The 14,926-nt window shown below is 47.2% G+C and carries 16 protein-coding genes and 2 pseudogenes; 10 read left to right on the top strand and 8 right to left on the bottom strand.

All coding sequences use genetic code 11. From position 1 onward, the window contains the following. Window positions 1–23: 23 nt before the first annotated feature. Both G9F48_RS01795 and G9F48_RS01790 read right to left on the bottom strand, forming a co-directional pair. On the bottom strand, window positions 24–440 hold the full coding sequence (locus G9F48_RS01795) for a DUF1641 domain-containing protein (RefSeq protein WP_003154908.1): 417 nt from the start codon (window positions 438–440) through the stop codon (window positions 24–26). Window positions 441–826: 386 nt separating this feature from the next. Further along, window positions 827–1,323 (bottom strand): annotated as a pseudogene (locus tag G9F48_RS01790) (cupin domain-containing protein). Between the two features lie 129 nt (window positions 1,324–1,452). Between G9F48_RS01790 and G9F48_RS01785 the strand changes: the two are divergent. The 3 genes from G9F48_RS01785 to G9F48_RS01775 are packed head-to-tail and all read left to right on the top strand — an operon-like array spanning window position 1,453 to window position 3,962. Further along, window positions 1,453–2,436, top strand: a complete 984-nt coding sequence (locus G9F48_RS01785; protein ID WP_165408933.1) for a DMT family transporter — start codon at window positions 1,453–1,455, stop codon at window positions 2,434–2,436. 25 nt (window positions 2,437–2,461) lie between these two features. Further along, window positions 2,462–3,199: an ABC transporter ATP-binding protein gene (locus G9F48_RS01780; protein WP_003154913.1), complete on the top strand. Its 738-nt coding sequence runs from the start codon at window positions 2,462–2,464 to the stop codon at window positions 3,197–3,199. A 1-nt stretch (window position 3,200) separates the two neighbouring features. Further along, window positions 3,201–3,962, top strand: a complete 762-nt coding sequence (locus G9F48_RS01775; protein WP_094247033.1) for an ABC transporter permease — start codon at window positions 3,201–3,203, stop codon at window positions 3,960–3,962. Window positions 3,963–3,987: 25 nt separating this feature from the next. Here G9F48_RS01775 and G9F48_RS01770 read toward each other — a convergent pair whose 3' ends face one another. Next, on the bottom strand, window positions 3,988–4,806 hold the full coding sequence (locus G9F48_RS01770; protein WP_094247034.1) for a uroporphyrinogen-III synthase: 819 nt from the start codon (window positions 4,804–4,806) through the stop codon (window positions 3,988–3,990). A 175-nt stretch (window positions 4,807–4,981) separates the two neighbouring features. Here G9F48_RS01770 and G9F48_RS01765 point away from each other — a divergent pair, with 175 nt between their 5' ends. Further along, window positions 4,982–5,167 (top strand): hypothetical protein, encoded by a 186-nt coding sequence (locus G9F48_RS01765; RefSeq protein WP_003154919.1) that lies wholly within the window; start codon window positions 4,982–4,984, stop codon window positions 5,165–5,167. Between the two features lie 42 nt (window positions 5,168–5,209). Here the strand turns inward: G9F48_RS01765 and G9F48_RS01760 are convergent, their stop codons facing one another. The 4 genes from G9F48_RS01760 to fdhF form a co-directional block, all read right to left on the bottom strand. Continuing rightward, window positions 5,210–6,394: a macrolide family glycosyltransferase gene (locus tag G9F48_RS01760; RefSeq protein WP_165408932.1), complete on the bottom strand. Its 1,185-nt coding sequence runs from the start codon at window positions 6,392–6,394 to the stop codon at window positions 5,210–5,212. Beyond that, on the bottom strand, window positions 6,391–7,611 hold the full coding sequence (locus G9F48_RS01755; RefSeq protein ID WP_165408931.1) for a cytochrome P450: 1,221 nt from the start codon (window positions 7,609–7,611) through the stop codon (window positions 6,391–6,393). Before G9F48_RS01755 ends, G9F48_RS01760 begins: the two co-directional genes overlap by 4 nt. A gap of 207 nt (window positions 7,612–7,818) precedes the next feature. Continuing rightward, complete coding sequence (locus tag G9F48_RS01750) at window positions 7,819–8,361, bottom strand: DUF1641 domain-containing protein (protein ID WP_165408930.1); 543 nt, start codon at window positions 8,359–8,361, stop codon at window positions 7,819–7,821. Beyond that, window positions 8,354–11,311 (bottom strand): formate dehydrogenase subunit alpha, encoded by a 2,958-nt coding sequence (fdhF, locus tag G9F48_RS01745; protein WP_165408929.1) that lies wholly within the window; start codon window positions 11,309–11,311, stop codon window positions 8,354–8,356. The genes G9F48_RS01750 and fdhF overlap by 8 nt, the downstream gene beginning before the upstream one ends. Before the next feature lie 122 nt (window positions 11,312–11,433). On the opposite strand from fdhF, the gene G9F48_RS01740 reads away from it, so the two are divergent. The 4 genes from G9F48_RS01740 to G9F48_RS20025 all read left to right on the top strand — a co-directional run bounded on the left by G9F48_RS01740 (window position 11,434) and on the right by G9F48_RS20025 (window position 13,017). Then, a complete protein-coding gene (locus tag G9F48_RS01740) occupies window positions 11,434–12,003 on the top strand; it encodes a YjgB family protein (protein ID WP_071391972.1) in 570 nt (189 codons plus the stop codon). A 99-nt stretch (window positions 12,004–12,102) separates the two neighbouring features. Beyond that, the gene (locus G9F48_RS01735) at window positions 12,103–12,504 is read left to right on the top strand and encodes a ribosomal maturation YjgA family protein (protein ID WP_165408928.1); all 402 of its coding nucleotides are present in this window, start codon (window positions 12,103–12,105) and stop codon (window positions 12,502–12,504) included. 43 nt (window positions 12,505–12,547) lie between these two features. Further along, on the top strand, window positions 12,548–12,721 hold the full coding sequence (locus G9F48_RS01730) for a YjfB family protein (protein ID WP_012117340.1): 174 nt from the start codon (window positions 12,548–12,550) through the stop codon (window positions 12,719–12,721). A 113-nt stretch (window positions 12,722–12,834) separates the two neighbouring features. Beyond that, window positions 12,835–13,017 carry a hypothetical protein gene (locus tag G9F48_RS20025; RefSeq protein WP_071543315.1) on the top strand — a complete coding sequence of 61 codons (183 nt, stop codon included), beginning with the start codon at window positions 12,835–12,837 and terminating at the stop codon, window positions 13,015–13,017. A 283-nt stretch (window positions 13,018–13,300) separates the two neighbouring features. Here the strand turns inward: G9F48_RS20025 and G9F48_RS20020 are convergent. Then, a pseudogene (locus tag G9F48_RS20020) lies at window positions 13,301–13,697 on the bottom strand (MgtC/SapB family protein); the annotation flags it as partial. 360 nt (window positions 13,698–14,057) lie between these two features. Here G9F48_RS20020 and G9F48_RS01715 point away from each other — a divergent pair. Next, the gene (locus G9F48_RS01715; protein WP_060386880.1) at window positions 14,058–14,483 is read left to right on the top strand and encodes a MarR family winged helix-turn-helix transcriptional regulator; all 426 of its coding nucleotides are present in this window, start codon (window positions 14,058–14,060) and stop codon (window positions 14,481–14,483) included. Then, window positions 14,467–14,814 (top strand): DUF3147 family protein, encoded by a 348-nt coding sequence (locus G9F48_RS01710; RefSeq protein WP_015388376.1) that lies wholly within the window; start codon window positions 14,467–14,469, stop codon window positions 14,812–14,814. Before G9F48_RS01715 ends, G9F48_RS01710 begins: the two co-directional genes overlap by 17 nt. Window positions 14,815–14,926 lie beyond the last annotated feature (112 nt).

The raw sequence follows: 14,926 nt of genomic DNA, 5'->3' as shown, positions 1-14,926 counted from the left end.
TTTATATCAATTTGAATCTGAGATTATTTTTGTTTTTCGTTCATGATTTCAAGATAGCTGTTAGCAAAACGGAACAGCTTTTGAGCTTGAGGATCTTTCAGCATGCGCAGCAGGCCGAAAAGTCCGATCGTTTCATTGCTTGCATCCGCGCGGTCTTTTGCTTCGATCGCAGTAGCCGCAACTTCTTTCGCTGTTTCTTTCACCGGCTCAAGAATTTCTGTAAGCGCACCCACTGTATCGCTCTTCAATACTTCGTCTGTCGCTACAGACTGTGCAAAATCATAAGACTTCGTTAAAATATTTACTAACTCAGTCAGTTTTGGAAGCTGATCCACTAAAACAGTCAGTGATTCTTGAACTTCAGGTTTTAGCAGCTGATCAATAAGATCGCGTTGGCCTTGGCTGACAGATGCATTTGTTTGATCGATTGTTTCTGGCATATCCGATTCTCCTTTACTATAAGCAGTATGCTGATTTTTTTGGAAAGGGTAGCCTTTCCCCCTTCATGCAGAAAAGCATGAAAAAGCAAGATTGTGAATTCATGCACAATCATTTACAAAAATAAATGTTTACTACCCAGTTTTTCACTTTGCCATATCCAGTATTATTTTTATATCAACAAAAACAATTGAATAAGTCAAAATTTCTTTTTCCTCTCTGAAAATAGCAAACATAAAAAACCCCAATTTGATTTACTCTTATATAATAACACTTTTTGAACAAAATTTGAACGTGAATTGTTTCGTTTATGAAATTATTTATATGGCGGGGGTGTAATAACGTTTCTTTTAGGCTATTTTTTTACAGACCGTCCGCTTTTCCCCTGTCATTTTTCCCACAGTTTTAAAAGCGGGCCCGTTTTTCCCGTAAAGGGGTCACATTCCGGGAGCGGGACACGGCTATTTCTTCTGAAGTTCTATCATTTTTCTCCGTTTTTGTATCGTACTGCCGGCCGCCCGGATAAGCTCCGATCACGGTAAAATCAGAACTGCCCGACAGTTTTTTATGTCCGGTGCCGGCCGGAATGACTGCTGCGTCTCCCGTTTGAAGAACGGCGTCCGCCCCTTGTTCCCCGCCGAACCTCAAAACCGCGGTTCCTTTTACCGCGACAAGAACTTCGTGCGTGGTGCTGTGAAAATGATGATACGGAAATACTCCGCCCGTCCAGCTGTTCGACCAATCGTGCCGGCTGAGGACGGACTCTGCTTTCTGTACCGTTTCTTCATTAAATACCGCTTTATAAATAACAAGCGGAAGATTCGGGTTATTCGGAATGCGGCCGTCATCTTCGAAATAAAGCACTTGAATATCCTCTTTCTGCATTGTGTTCACCTCCGTATATGTCTGTTTCCCATTCATCATTTATTAAAACGCTATTTTCTCATATTCCATTGCGAAGCCTGCCGGTGAATAGTATAGTATAAAAAAATATGTGTCAAAATGAGGGATTTAATGAAAGCCATCGTGATCGGAATATTGGCATCTCTGTTTTTTGCAGTCACATTTATTTTAAACAGGGCGATGGAGCTTTCCGGCGGAAGCTGGATGTGGAGCTCTTCCCTGCGTTTTCTTTTTATGATTCCGTTTTTATTTTTGATCGTTTATGCGAAAGGAAAATGGGCGCCGCTCTGGCATGAAATCCGGAAAAAACCTTTTTTTTGGCTGAAGTGGAGCTTTACCGGGTTCGTGCTTTTTTATGCCCCGATTACGTTTGCGGCGGCATATGGGCCTGGCTGGCTGATCGCCGGCACGTGGCAGATTACAATTGTCGCGGGTGTGCTTCTGTCGCCGTTTTTCTATGAAACAAAAAATTCACCGGCGGGCCCGGTTTCCGTCAGACAAAAGATCCCGCTGATTTCGCTGGTTACTTCCGTCATCATCCTGATCGGAGCCGGGCTGATTCAGCTTCAGCATGCGGGTTCTCTGTCCGGCCGCACGATACTATTCAGCGTGGCGCCGGTCGTCATCGCGGCGTTTGCCTATCCGCTCGGCAACCGCAAAATGCTGGAACAATACGGCGGAAAACTCGATACGTTTCAGCGGGTGCTCGGCATGACGCTCGCAAGCCTTCCGTTTTGGCTTTTGATCGCCGCTTTCGGCTGGCATAGAGACGGGCTTCCCTCAATGGGACAGACATTCCAATCCTTTATCGTCGCACTCAGCTCGGGCGTTATCGCAACAGTATTATTTTTCCGCGCCACCGATATGGTGAGGAATGAGCCGCAGAAGCTCGCTGCTGTTGAAGCGACGCAGTCCGGAGAGGTTCTTTTTGCACTGATCGGCGAAATCGTCTTTTTATCCGCAGCGTTTCCGTCACTTCTTTCATTTGCCGGACTGTTCATTATTATTGCGGGAATGGTCATGCATACATTCGCTTCCCGGCAGACAGACCAGAAAACGGCGGAGCAAACGTCAGCCAATCTCACCGGTTCCTGATTTTTTACGAAAGGTGTCATCCTATATGAAAGAAGAAATTCCGGCAATATCTTTTCTGTCAGCCGGCAAACGCTTTGAACAAAACAATACGTCCTTTGATGTCCTGAGCCGTGTAACCGGACATATTCAAAAAGGTTCTATCACGGCGTTGATAGGGCCTTCCGGCGCGGGAAAAAGCACATTGCTGTCACTTTGCAATCTGATGAATACACCTGATGAAGGGGAAGTGCTTGTATTCGGAAAAGAAATAAGGCGCTGGGATATCAGGGAGCTCAGAAAAACCGCGGGCCTTGCATTTCAATCAGCTCCCGTCACGGAGGGCACGGTGCGGGACAACCTTCTGCTCGCAGAAAAACTCCACGGGGCGCAGCACTATACCCCTGAAGAGCTCGCAGATTTTACAGACCTTCCGCGCGGGCTTCTGGATCGGAATGCGAAAGAATTATCCGGAGGTCAGCGGCAGAAACTCTCATTAGCGCGAACTCTCGCCGGACTGCCGTCCATCCTGCTGCTGGATGAAATCACCTCGGCGCTCGACCCCTCATCCGTTCTCACCATTGAGAAACTGATTACGAAACTCCATCGGCAAAAACAGCTGACAATCCTGTGGATCACCCATAACCTTGAACAAGCGGAACGATTATCCGATACGGTATGGTTTATGGCTGAGGGACGGCTTTTAGAGACCGCGGAAACGAAAACGTTCTTTAAGGAACCGAAACACGAAAAAGCCCGGGCGCTTTTACAAGGGAGCGGGTGCTGATATGAATGATCTTTCACTGTTACTAACAAGTATATTTGTCATTATCGCTTTATTCCTGTCTAAATCTTTTAAAGCCGGCGTCGAAAAGGATATGATCGTCGCAACCGTCAGGGCCGTCATTCAGCTTCTCATCATCGGCTATGTGCTGTCGCTGATTTTTCGCGGTGATCACCCGATATTTATCATATTAATGGTGCTTCTCATGCTCACGGCCGCTTCGCACAATGTCGCCAAACGGAAAAAAATGCGGATCGGCTCATTTTGGCGCGTTTTTCTGACACTGGCAATCGCGGAAACCGTGACGCAGGGACTTTTACTGACCCTTCACATCATTCCGTTCACTTCAAGATATGTCATTCCGATAAGCGGCATGGTCATCGGAAACTCCATGGTGCTCTCAAGTCTGTTTTTAAGCCGGCTCAGTTCGGAAGCAGACCTGCGGAAAGAAGAAATCCAGCTGATTCTCTCTCTCGGAGGAACGCCTAAGCAGGCCGTCCGGCAGATATTGACGTCCAGTATGAAGCTCAGTATGATCCCGACGCTTGAAAGCCAGAAAACATTGGGTCTCGTTCAGCTTCCCGGCATGATGACGGGGCAGATTTTAGCGGGGGCTGATCCGATACAGGCGGTGCGCTTTCAGCTGCTGATCGTTTTTACAACGATGGCCTCCGCTCTTCTTACATGTATCATACTCAGCGCCTTGACATATCCTTCCCTTTTCACGGAACACCGGCAATTAAAAAAATTCAGCAGGGAAGCGTAAGCTTTTTTCCCTGCTGAATGATGGTTTATGACAAGGTCAGAGATTCATAGTAACGGGATAATTCAATAATCATCGCTCCCATCCGCTCAATGTCCGGAGCAAGGACCCTCTTTACCCCTTCATCCCGGATCGCTTCAGCCGTCACTTTGCCGACTGCGGCGGCAAGCACGTGTTTTTCGAATGCCTGCTGCAATTCTTTTGCGGATCCTTTTTCTTTTGCATAATCAAAGAGAGAGCGCACTTGAATGGCTGTCGTAAAACATACGGCATCGACCTCTCCGTTTAACAGCTCTCCCAGCAGTTTATCGACCGTCTCTCTTTCAGGCGGAATATGCTGATACGGCAGAACAGGGAATACCTCCGCTCCGTTTTTCTCAAGGAACTCCGTTAAAACCGGCGCTTTCTCGCCATGAAGCTGTATCATGACTTTTTTATCTTTAAAGTCAAATCGTTCCAAGGAGCGGATCAGCCCTCTTGTTGTACCGTCTTCATCTGAGGCATGCGGCGTGATGCCGAGCTTTTTTAAGGCCGCATATGTTTTATAGCCTCTGCAGCCGATTTTCGCTTCATGAACGGCCGCTAAAAATTCTTCTTTCAGACCGATTTTTTCCGATATCGACAATAACGTTTCCGTACCGATGCCTGTGGTGAATATCACCCAGTCGGCTTTTTGCTCGGCAAATGTTCTTACGTCGGGTTCCATTTGATCCTCCGCCAGGTATACGGTTCCTTGGAGGGAACGGATGACCGCCGTTCCGCCCTGCTTTTCTATTAATTTTGTGATCTCTTCTGTTTTCCGCGAACCGCCGATGGCAATCCGTTTCCCGTTCAATCCTTTTCCCATCGCTGTTTTCTTCTTCCCTTCAGATGCCGGGCGCCCTATGGCAGGCCGTCATTTATTTCTATTATTGTTACGCAATCAGCCGGGAAAATCAAGCTATGCTCCCGTTGAATCCCCCGTGCAGTTGCTGTATCATTAACCGGGCAGAACGATTTGATTCGCGGAGGGACTTTCAATCATGGAAACAAAAAAAGAGTTCGAGACAAAAGGATACGATACTTCGGTCATTTATGAGTTCAATGAATATCCTGATGTTCACAGCGGCCGATGTGACAATTGCGATTACACGCTGTTTAAAAGTTCAGTGAAGGGCGGAAAATTTTTGAGGGAATGCCGGAGATGCGGCATGAAGAAAAATATATAACAAAACAGGCAGCGGTCTTCCGGTGCGCTGCCTGTTTCTCCATCAATTTTCGACGGCCGCCTTTTTCAAAAATTCTTCAATGGCGCAAACAGCCTGTTTAGGGCCGCCGGTTTCTTTTATTTTCTGCTGCATGCTTTTCACGCGGCTGAGGATGTTTTTATCGCTGTATACGTTCTGAACGTCTTTTTGCAGACGGGCCACAGTGACTTCTTTCGGCGGCAGATGCACGCCAAGCCCCAATTCATCCACACGCTTTGCGGTGACCTCTTGTTCGTGCATTTGCGGAACGACAACGAGCGGAACACCCGCATTCATCGCCTCCATTGTACTGTTCATCCCGCCGTGAGATACGAACAGCTTTGCTTTCTCCAGCACATCAAGCTGCGGAACGTGCTGGCGGATGATAAAGTGATCGGGCACATCCGAAAAACTTTCCGGATCAATTGTTGTGCCGACTGACATAATAACCCGCCAGTCCGAGTCCCGAAACGCGTCAATACACATCCGGTAAAATTCAGGCCAGGCGTTAAACGCCGTTCCCAGTGAGATGAGCATAAGCGGACGGTCATCGGCTGCATCAATTTCCAGACTTCCCGTATTTGTGCGTTCTCCAAGAGACGGACCCGCAAAACAGAATCGTTCATCAAAGGTTTCCTGTTTCGGCTGAAAGGCCCTTGGCATAAAGACGATATTCAATTTTTCAGGCATGAAAAATTCTTCCATTGTCATCCGTTTCACTTGTTCATTTTCAATTTTCTCCTGATATTCTTCTATCGCCTGTTTGGCCGCTTCCATCGTTTCTTCGTCTCTTCCTAATTGAAAATACTCATTCATTGCATAGCTCGGGCAGAACTTTACGGCCGGGATGCCGCCATTATCCGCAAACAATTTTCCGGCAAGCGCTAAAAAATCAAACAGGACGATGTCAGGAAGGTCGTCTTTGTACAGCTCTTCCAGCTGCGGAAGCACTTCAACCGCTTCTTCCAGAAACATCACAAACGCGTCACTTTTGTTTACCCGTTCTTTTATCGTCTTCGGGTCCGCCTTTATGCTTGTGCGGTATAAAACGGGAATGGCACCCGTTTTGGCAACGGAAGCTTCAAATTCCTCAGTCGTAGCGAATGTCACTTTATACCCGCGATTGACAAGTTCCTCGGCTACAGGCAGCGTGGGATTGACATGACCGTGAGCGGCCACATTAATAATGGCGATGTGTGTTTTTCTCATCTTTTTTCCTCTCCCTCATTTTCGTTTATCTCCGCTTCTAAAGACTCCAGCCCGTACATGACACTGTTTCGGATCGGCTCAATCCGGACGGGCTCAAGGTGTGAAAAGGTTTTTACAATTCCTTTCAGTGCGGCTTCCGCTTCAAGTCTGGCAAGCGGAGCGCCTAAGCAGAAGTGTACGCCGAATCCGAAGGAAAGGTGCGGATTCGATTGGCGATGAATATCAAATACGCCCGCCTTCTCAAATTTGTTTTCATCACGGTTGGCAGATGCAACGTAGCAGAGAACGATCTCCCCGCTTTTCAAGCGGCGTCCGCGCAGTTCAGTGTCGTGCCGGACCGTCCTTCTGACAAACGGAGCGGGAGCGCGAAAACGCAGCGTTTCTTCCACCGTTTGCGCGATGAGGGAAGGGTCCTGTCTCAGCTCTTCATAAAGGCCGGGCGTCTCTAATATGCTGTAAACCGCATTTGAAATGAGATTAGTCGTTGTTTCATTTCCCGCCACTAAAAGCAGGTTGCAAAACGGGATCAGATCTTCTGCCGTGAGCTTCTCCCCCTCTTCTTCCTCTTTTATCAAAATAGAAATAATGTCTTGGCCGGGCTGTTTTCGTTTGCTTTCTATTATTCCCGCAAAAAACGCCGCCAGCTCCGCCTCACATTGGTCACGTTCCTGCTGATTTTTCTCCGCCGCTTCAGGACTCGCATCTTTCGGCATGCTGACGAGAATATCCGACCATTTTTTAAACTGATCCATACGTTCGGACGGAACGCCTAATAATTCTGAAATCACCATGACCGGCAAAGGGTAAGAGAGATCTTTAACGATATCAATCCGCCCTTTGTTCTTTGCCTGTTTCAGGAGATGATCGGTAATGTCTTTAATTCTCGGCTCCCATTCCTTCAAGACGCGGGGAGTGAAAGCGCGATTGACGGCAGATCTGATTTGGGTATGTTTCGGCGGGTCCATATTCAGCATGGACTTTGCAATCGAGCTTTTCACATCAGTCATGCGGCTTGAGAACGTCTCTTTATCACTGATGACTTTTTTGACATCATCGTATAAAAACACACTCCAAACCTTCGTTTCTTCATCAAAGTATATAGGGCTTTCCCGTCTCATTTTTTCATACCAAGGAAAAGGGTTGTATACGTCCAGGCCGTTTTTTCCTTTCATCAGGGTTCTTTGGATGGCTTGTCTCGTGCTCCTCAGCTTACTCATGTTACATCACTCCTGATTGTTTCATATTTGAATAGTTGACGCACCTTGAATTTTATCCTAGCACATATTTTCAATTTTTTTCTATTCATAACCTTAACTATTAACATAACACAACAAAAGTCATGAATCCGGAGGTGAAATTTCTCCCAAGAAAACAGCAGAAGCGCACAAAAAACCCGAGCCTTCGGCCAGGCTCGGGAGAAATGTTCACTCATTCGTCTGCGGTTTCTGGTGTTGCTTTTGGTCTTCAGGAGGCTGCGTATTTCTTTCCATATCGTCCGTATCAGCGCCCATGCCTTTCAGGAAAGAAAACAGCAGAGTGACGGCCTTATTGATTTCCGGGTCTTTTAAAGCGCGGACGATATCAAAATACCCCGTCTTCCTGCCGCTGTCTTTTTCTTCGACGGCCTTTGTGACGCCCGCATTGATTTTAACGATAAACGGCTCAAGCTGTTTTACATCGAGCATACCGAGGACGCCGCTTAACAGCAGGAGATTTTTCAGCATATTGGCCGTTTCCGGCGTATTCGCCCTCTTCACCAGGATATCCATCACTTTGTCTCCTTGGCCGAAGAGCCCGCGCAGAAGCGCCAAAACGCCGCGCTCGTTCATGTGCTGAAGAATGTGCAGAGATTCCAAAATCGCGTCTTTATTTCGTAAAAGAGCCGTCTCGATCTCTTCTAAGTCCTTTTTTCGTTTGTCTTCTTCTGTGACGGTCTGTTTTCGGATGCCGCTGATTGCTTTAGCCATTTTGCTGTTTCCCCCTTTTTACGGCGTCTCCCGGAAATACATAATCTTGACGCGCCCATTTCCGATCAACCCGGACACCGATCTGCGGCTGCGGGTTTCCGTAACGGAAATTGATTTTCGGAAGCGGATTAACGCCTTCTTTTTTCAAAATCTCCATCTTCGCTGATGTTTCTTTATAAGCCGGTGTATCCGTATCCTTATCCGCATAGCTGCTTGTCAAAAGGTTAATGGCGGCGTCTTTTGAATCGTTCATCGGGAGATAGACTTGTTTGCCTTTTACCCTGTCTGTGATGACGCATTTGACTTTCACATTTCCGTACGGTGATGTCAGACGGACAAGCGTTCCGTCTTCCAGCCCTCTTTCTTCGGCGAGTTCGGGAGAGACCTCAAGGAACACACTCGGTGTTTTTTCGGATATTCCTTTTGATCGGTAAGTCAGATTCCCTTCGTGAAAATGCTCGAGCAGCCGCCCGTTATTCACATGGATATCATATTCTTCACCAAATTCTTTCGGCTCGGTCCACTGAACGGGATATAGAATCGCTTTGCCGTCTGAAAACGGGAACTTGTCCGTAAATAAAAGCGGTGAATCGGTTCCGTCCGCTGCAACCGGCCATTGCAGTGAATTATAGCCTTCGAGACGTTCGTAAGTGACGCCTGCGTAGAGCGGCGAAAGCATTGCCGCTTCTTCCATAATGTCTGCCGGATGTTCATAGCGCCAATCAGCGCCCAGCCGGTTGGCGATGTCCGTAATGATCTGCCAATCAGGCTTTGAATCGCCCAGCGGTTCAAACACTTCGTAAAGGCGCTGCACCCTCCGTTCCGTATTCGTAAACGTTCCTTCTTTTTCAAGGCTCGGGCTTGCCGGGAGCACCACATCGGCGAACTCGGCCGTCCGCGAGAGAAAAATATCCTGCACAACGAAGAAATCAAGCTTTTCAAAGGCGGCATGAACATGGTTGATATTGGAGTCGACAAGCCCCATTTCTTCCCCTTTTACATACATACACTTCAGTTTTCCCGAGTGGATGCCCTCGATCATTTCATGATTTGTCATTCCGATTTCTTTCGGCAGGTCTGTTCCCCAGCCCTGTTCATACTTTTTGCGGGCTTTTTCATCCGTTACTTTTTCATAGCCGGGGAAGCTGTCAGGCATACTGCCGAAATCACTGGCTCCCTGCACGTTATTATGGCCCCGAAGCGGATATGAGCCTGCGCCGGGCTTCCCGTAATTTCCGGTCACAAGAAGCATGTTGGAAATGGCCGTGCTCGTATCACTTCCTCCGATATGCTGGGTGACCCCCATCGCCCACAGTGCGCACACGCTGCCGGCTTCATGAATCATCCGGGCCACTTTAATTAAGGTATCCTTGTCCACACCGGTATGTTTTTCCGCATATTCCATCGTATAAGGTTCAAGGCTTTTCACGAATTCATCTAATCCGTTCACTTTCTCCTTCAGAAATGCAGTATCCGCCAAATCGTGATCAAGCAGATATTTCGATACGGCATTCAGCCAGACAATATCTGATCCGGCACGCGGCTGGAAAAACACGTCGGAGCGCTCGGCCATTTCATGTTTTCGCAAGTCAGCGACGACGAGCTTCTGTCCGTGCAGCTTATGAGAACGTTTAATGCGTGTGGACAAGACGGGGTGAGACTCAGATGTATTTGAACCGATAATCAGCACGAGCTCAGCTTTTTCTATATCTGTAATCGACCCTGAATCACCGCCGTATCCGACCGTTCTGAACAATCCGGCCGTGGCGGGAGACTGGCAGTAGCGTGAGCAGTTGTCAACATTATTTGTTCCGATAACGGCTCTTGCAAGCTTCTGCATCACGTATGATTCTTCATTCGTGCATTTGGAAGATGTGATAAAAGCAAGCGCGTCCGGGCCGAAATGTTCTTTTATATCGGTAAATTTATCAGCGATCAGCTGCAGCGCTTCATCCCATTCCGCCTCCCGAAACGAGTCTCCTTCCCGGATAAGCGGTTTGGTAAGGCGCTTTTCACTATTGACGAAATCCCAGCCGAATTTCCCTTTCACACACGTCGAAATTCCATTTGCGGGCGCCTCAGCCTGAGGCTCGACCTTTAAAATGTCTCTTCCTTTCGTCCATATATCAAAACTGCAGCCGACACCGCAGTATGTGCATACGGTTTTCGTTTTTTTGATTCTTTCATCCCGCATGGCCGATTCCATATCCGATATGGCTAAAATTGATCCGTATCCGGTTTCGACGCCTTTTGTGATGTCAATCATCGGCCGAAGCGTCTCTTGGCTGATACCTGTTAAATAGCCCGCTTCGCCTTCCATGCCTTTTTCCATCATGGCGTTGCACGGACATACCGTCGAACAATGTCCGCAGGAAACACATGATGATTCATTGATCGGCACATCCTGATCCCAAATGACCCGCGGGCGTTTCCGCTCCCAATCAATGCTTAACGTTTCGGTTACCTGTACGTCCTGACAGGCTTCGACACACCGTCCGCACAAAATGCACTGATCGGGATCATATCGGTAAAACGGATTTGATTCATCTTTAGGATACGGTTTTTGATCGAACGGAATGCTTTGATGATTGATTTTCATTTCCTTTACGGTATTATGTACTTCGCAGCTCCCATTGTTGTAATCACAGACCGTACAGTACAATTCATGGTTGTGCAAAATGTTGTCCATGCCGATAATCTGCGCTTTTTTTACATCGGACGAAAGCGTATCGATGACATCTCCGTCCTTTATTTGCGCGGAACACGAACGCACCAGTTCCCCGTTAACATTGACGATACAGGTATCGCACGTTTCAATCGGCCCGAGACTCGGGTGATAACACACGTGCGGCACGTCAATTGAACTATTGTTCAAAAGCTGCAAAACGGTTTGGCCGTCCGGCGCTTCCATTTCAACCCCATTGATTGTAACTTTCTTTGTATCAGCCATTTTCTTTTCCCCTTTCTGTACCCCTCTATACATCCTCTATGATTCCCAACCGGCCTTTCACTAAAACATCTCGTTTATCTCAGGAAACATACGGGTATGAGCGGTAAAAAGGAGGCGTTCACATGTTGAAGAAAAAAACACTCGTCACGGGATTATCGGCAGTGATGCTCACGGGATGCGCTTTCGGAGCAGAAGCATTTTCGGATACACAGCCCGTCCATGCCGCAGCCGCTTCAAAAACGGAAAACCAGCGTGCACAAGAACTGGTGAACAGCCTTTACCAATCGGCATTTAAAGGGGAAATGCCGCAAAATGTGAAAGGCCTGAAAATCAACCAAAGCACAAGACAGGACGTTTACGATAAAATCGGCGAGCCGGAACAAAAAGCAGACAGCCGCAATCCATTTGATTTATACAGCTGGAACATGGGAAACCCCGGCTACGGATTTTCCTATCATAAAAACGGAAAAATCTCGGAAATACGCTATTTCGGAACGGGGGTCGAGCGGCGCTTAAACCTCGGCAGCGTCACGCCTGACGTCTTAAGCAAACAAATCGGCAGCGCTGACAAAATCCTGACAGTGCCAAAAACGGGCGAAACAGATTACGTCTACCATACGGGGCAGTATGAGCTCCGCTTCGTCATCGGCAGTGATCAAAAAGCAGATCATGTCAATCTAAAAGCCAGATAACGCAAAAAAAAGCGGACTTCCGGGCCGTTTTTTTCATAGACAGCTTCTCCGTCGTTCCTTACAATACATGGGAGTACAAAAAAAGGGGAACAGTGTGAAGTGAATAGACATCCATTGACATACGGAATATGTACCGTTTTTATCATCGCCCTCGGTTTGCTGTCCAGAACCGCATACATCACCGCCCTATTGCCCGGCATCATAAACGCTTATTTAGGAGATGCCCTGTGGGCGGCCATGATTTTTACAGGATTCGGGCTTTTGTTTCGGCACATCCGGACGGAAACAGCCGTAATTTTGAGCCTCTCGTTTTGCTTTCTGATTGAATGCAGCCAGCTGTATCACGCGCCGTGGATTGACGCGATCAGAAGCAGCACGCTCGGCGGGCTGATCCTCGGCTGGCAATTTGTCTGGAGTGACATTTTCGCCTATACCCTCGGGGTTTGTGCTGCCGCACTTTTAGAATGGGCCGTAGAAAGAAACCGCCAGCCCTCTTCATAATCGGAGCACGCCGCCGATATGAAGGGATAAGGAGGTGGAAGCTATGGATATCCCTGCGTTATCAATCGCAATGCATCAGGCATCTCTGGCGCAGAATGTAAATATCGCTTTAACAAAAACGGTCATGCAGCATGCACAGGCTGCGGCGGAAGAAACAGTGAAAATGCTGCCGTCCCAGCACCCGACTGCCGGCCATTCAATTGATGTGAAAGTGTAAAAAAAGATGCCGGATGATAACCGGCGTCTTTTTTTTGCCCATTGTACATACACCATACCGGGCATACAGGAATAAGGTAAACGGAACCAACATTTGAAAAGGAGGTTTTCCTCTTGTACGATCCTTTCGATCATGAATACACAGCCGAGAGCCACGAACGGGTGCCATATCATTATCCGCGGCCGCCTTATTATTACCCCAGACCATATCCATACTACCCGCGGCCGCCTTATTATTACCCCAGACCATATCCATACTATCCGCGGCCGTATATCCCATTCTATCCTTGGTATTAATGTTTGAAAAGAAATGACTGCAGACAGGAGACTTCCCCTGTCTGCTATTCAACTTTGACCGACAGGATATACGGGAGGGCTTGAACTTTCTCCATTACCGCTGCTTTCCCGCTTTTGCTTTTCACCCTTCCCTTCACTTCAAGCACCGCCTTATTCAATTCATAGGACGTAATCAGAATTCCTTTTTCCTCAAGAGAAGTTAAAATATCATGCATGACGGCTTTCTCTTCAATCCTGAAACTGACAGACAAAGAATGCGCCGCCGGTTTAAACAGAAAATTTAAAAGTTCAAGCCCGATTAACGCCAAAATTGTGCCGCTGATACCGATGACATACATACCTGCCCCGATCGTCAGCCCGATCCCCGACGTAGCCCAAATCCCCGCTGCCGTCGTAAGCCCCCGCACGACATGCCGCTGCAAAATAATCGTGCCGGCTCCTAAAAATCCGACGCCGCTGACGACCTGCGCCGCCACCCGGCTCGGATCAAAGGACGTATGGCTGTTGGATAACAAATCAAAAAAGCCGTATTTGGAAACGATCATCATCAAGGCGCTGCCGACGGCCACTAAAAAATGCGTCCTCAAACCGGCTTCCTTCGCCCTGAATTCTCTCTCCAATCCAATAAGAGCCCCAAGCAGACCCGCAACCGCCAGACGAATCACAAAATCAAGTTCCATCCGTCTCTCTCCTTTCCTTATCTTCTTACCCGCTTTTTACCCCCCGTATCTTTTTCAATCAGCACAGGACTGCCTGCTGAAAAAAACTGCATTTGAATATATACTTTGGTTCTTTATCATATTGTCAGTGCTCTTATTTATATGCGGAAGGTATTAAGCTGCCGTTTCTTAAAATAAGGAAAATGACTTATTGAGAGTATATTAAATAAGTTTATTCGTTGAAGCTGCGGCCGCTTGTCTCTTCTAATCTTCTAAAAACAGAACGAATGCCGCTCCCTCAGCTCAAAAATTGCTTTCAATCCGCGAAAATATATCGTAATATAAGATATAATCTTAATAAACGATAGGAGGTGGATGATGATGTCTAACGAAATAATACGATTAAATGACCTCTGGACAGATATTTACTATCGGCTCCGTTATCAGCACCATGAAAAAATCACTCACCAAGGTGTACGGATTCTGCAAGTCATTCAAAAAGAGAAGGCAGTCGGAATAAAAGACATTGCCGAAGCGATTCAAGTATCGCATAATACCGCTTCGGAACATATAAAGCGGTTACTGAAGAAAAAGTATGTTTATAAAACCAGAAGTGTTGAAGATGAGAGGAAAGTCATTTTAAAACTTACCAGTTTGGGGGCGGATGTCCTTTACCGGCATTCCGGTCTTGATGAAGAAAAGCTTAAACAGCTTCTTTTTGACAACATGAATAATGAAGAACGAACACTTGTCTTAAAAGCATTCAGTTTGATGAAGGAGCGTGCTGAAGATGTTTACGATCGTTAAAATCATTGTCTCCGCTGCTATTATTGGGGTTATCACTGAAATATCAAGAAGGAGCCCGAGTTATGGAGGTATTATAGCGGCTTTACCAATTGTCAGTATGCTGAGCATGATTTGGCTGTACATCCAAGGCGAAACGAAGGAGACATTAAGTCATTTTGCATTCAGCGTGGCTTCCGGCATCCCCTCTACAGTCATTATGCTGGTCATTATCGGCATCGCCCTTCGCCATTCACTGTCTTTCATTGCCGCATCAGGGCTTGGACTTACAGGATGGCTGGTTTTCTTGTATGCTCAGGATTTTATCGTGAAACATATAAACAGTCAGCAATAGGCACCTTAGCGCTTCTTTGGAAGAAATACGAGGAATTAAAAAGACAGGGATATCCCTGTCTTAAAAGTGACTCCGAATAAAAAGCGAAACTCCTTTCTTCACGAGAAGCGCC

This window comes from Bacillus sp. EKM420B (assembly GCF_011065565.1).
Lineage (GTDB): Bacteria > Bacillota > Bacilli > Bacillales > Bacillaceae > Bacillus > Bacillus velezensis.
Note: the sequence above shows the minus strand (reverse complement) of the source record. Positions and strands in the feature narration are given on the sequence as shown.

Excerpts from the sequence above, each read along its gene's own strand:
- G9F48_RS01795 (WP_003154908.1), bottom strand. The coding sequence starts at position 440 with ATGCCAGAAACAATCGATCAAACAAATGCATCTGTCAGCCAAGGCCAA.
- G9F48_RS01785 (WP_165408933.1), top strand. The coding sequence starts at position 1,453 with ATGAAAGCCATCGTGATCGGAATATTGGCATCTCTGTTTTTTGCAGTC.
- G9F48_RS01780 (WP_003154913.1), top strand. The coding sequence starts at position 2,462 with ATGAAAGAAGAAATTCCGGCAATATCTTTTCTGTCAGCCGGCAAACGC.
- G9F48_RS01775 (WP_094247033.1), top strand. The coding sequence starts at position 3,201 with ATGAATGATCTTTCACTGTTACTAACAAGTATATTTGTCATTATCGCT.
- G9F48_RS01770 (WP_094247034.1), bottom strand. The coding sequence starts at position 4,806 with ATGGGAAAAGGATTGAACGGGAAACGGATTGCCATCGGCGGTTCGCGG.
- G9F48_RS01765 (WP_003154919.1), top strand. The coding sequence starts at position 4,982 with ATGGAAACAAAAAAAGAGTTCGAGACAAAAGGATACGATACTTCGGTC.
- G9F48_RS01760 (WP_165408932.1), bottom strand. The coding sequence starts at position 6,394 with ATGAGAAAAACACACATCGCCATTATTAATGTGGCCGCTCACGGTCAT.
- G9F48_RS01755 (WP_165408931.1), bottom strand. The coding sequence starts at position 7,611 with ATGAGTAAGCTGAGGAGCACGAGACAAGCCATCCAAAGAACCCTGATG.
- G9F48_RS01750 (WP_165408930.1), bottom strand. The coding sequence starts at position 8,361 with ATGGCTAAAGCAATCAGCGGCATCCGAAAACAGACCGTCACAGAAGAA.
- fdhF (WP_165408929.1), bottom strand. The coding sequence starts at position 11,311 with ATGGCTGATACAAAGAAAGTTACAATCAATGGGGTTGAAATGGAAGCG.
- G9F48_RS01740 (WP_071391972.1), top strand. The coding sequence starts at position 11,434 with ATGTTGAAGAAAAAAACACTCGTCACGGGATTATCGGCAGTGATGCTC.
- G9F48_RS01730 (WP_012117340.1), top strand. The coding sequence starts at position 12,548 with ATGGATATCCCTGCGTTATCAATCGCAATGCATCAGGCATCTCTGGCG.
- G9F48_RS01715 (WP_060386880.1), top strand. The coding sequence starts at position 14,058 with ATGTCTAACGAAATAATACGATTAAATGACCTCTGGACAGATATTTAC.
- G9F48_RS01710 (WP_015388376.1), top strand. The coding sequence starts at position 14,467 with ATGTTTACGATCGTTAAAATCATTGTCTCCGCTGCTATTATTGGGGTT.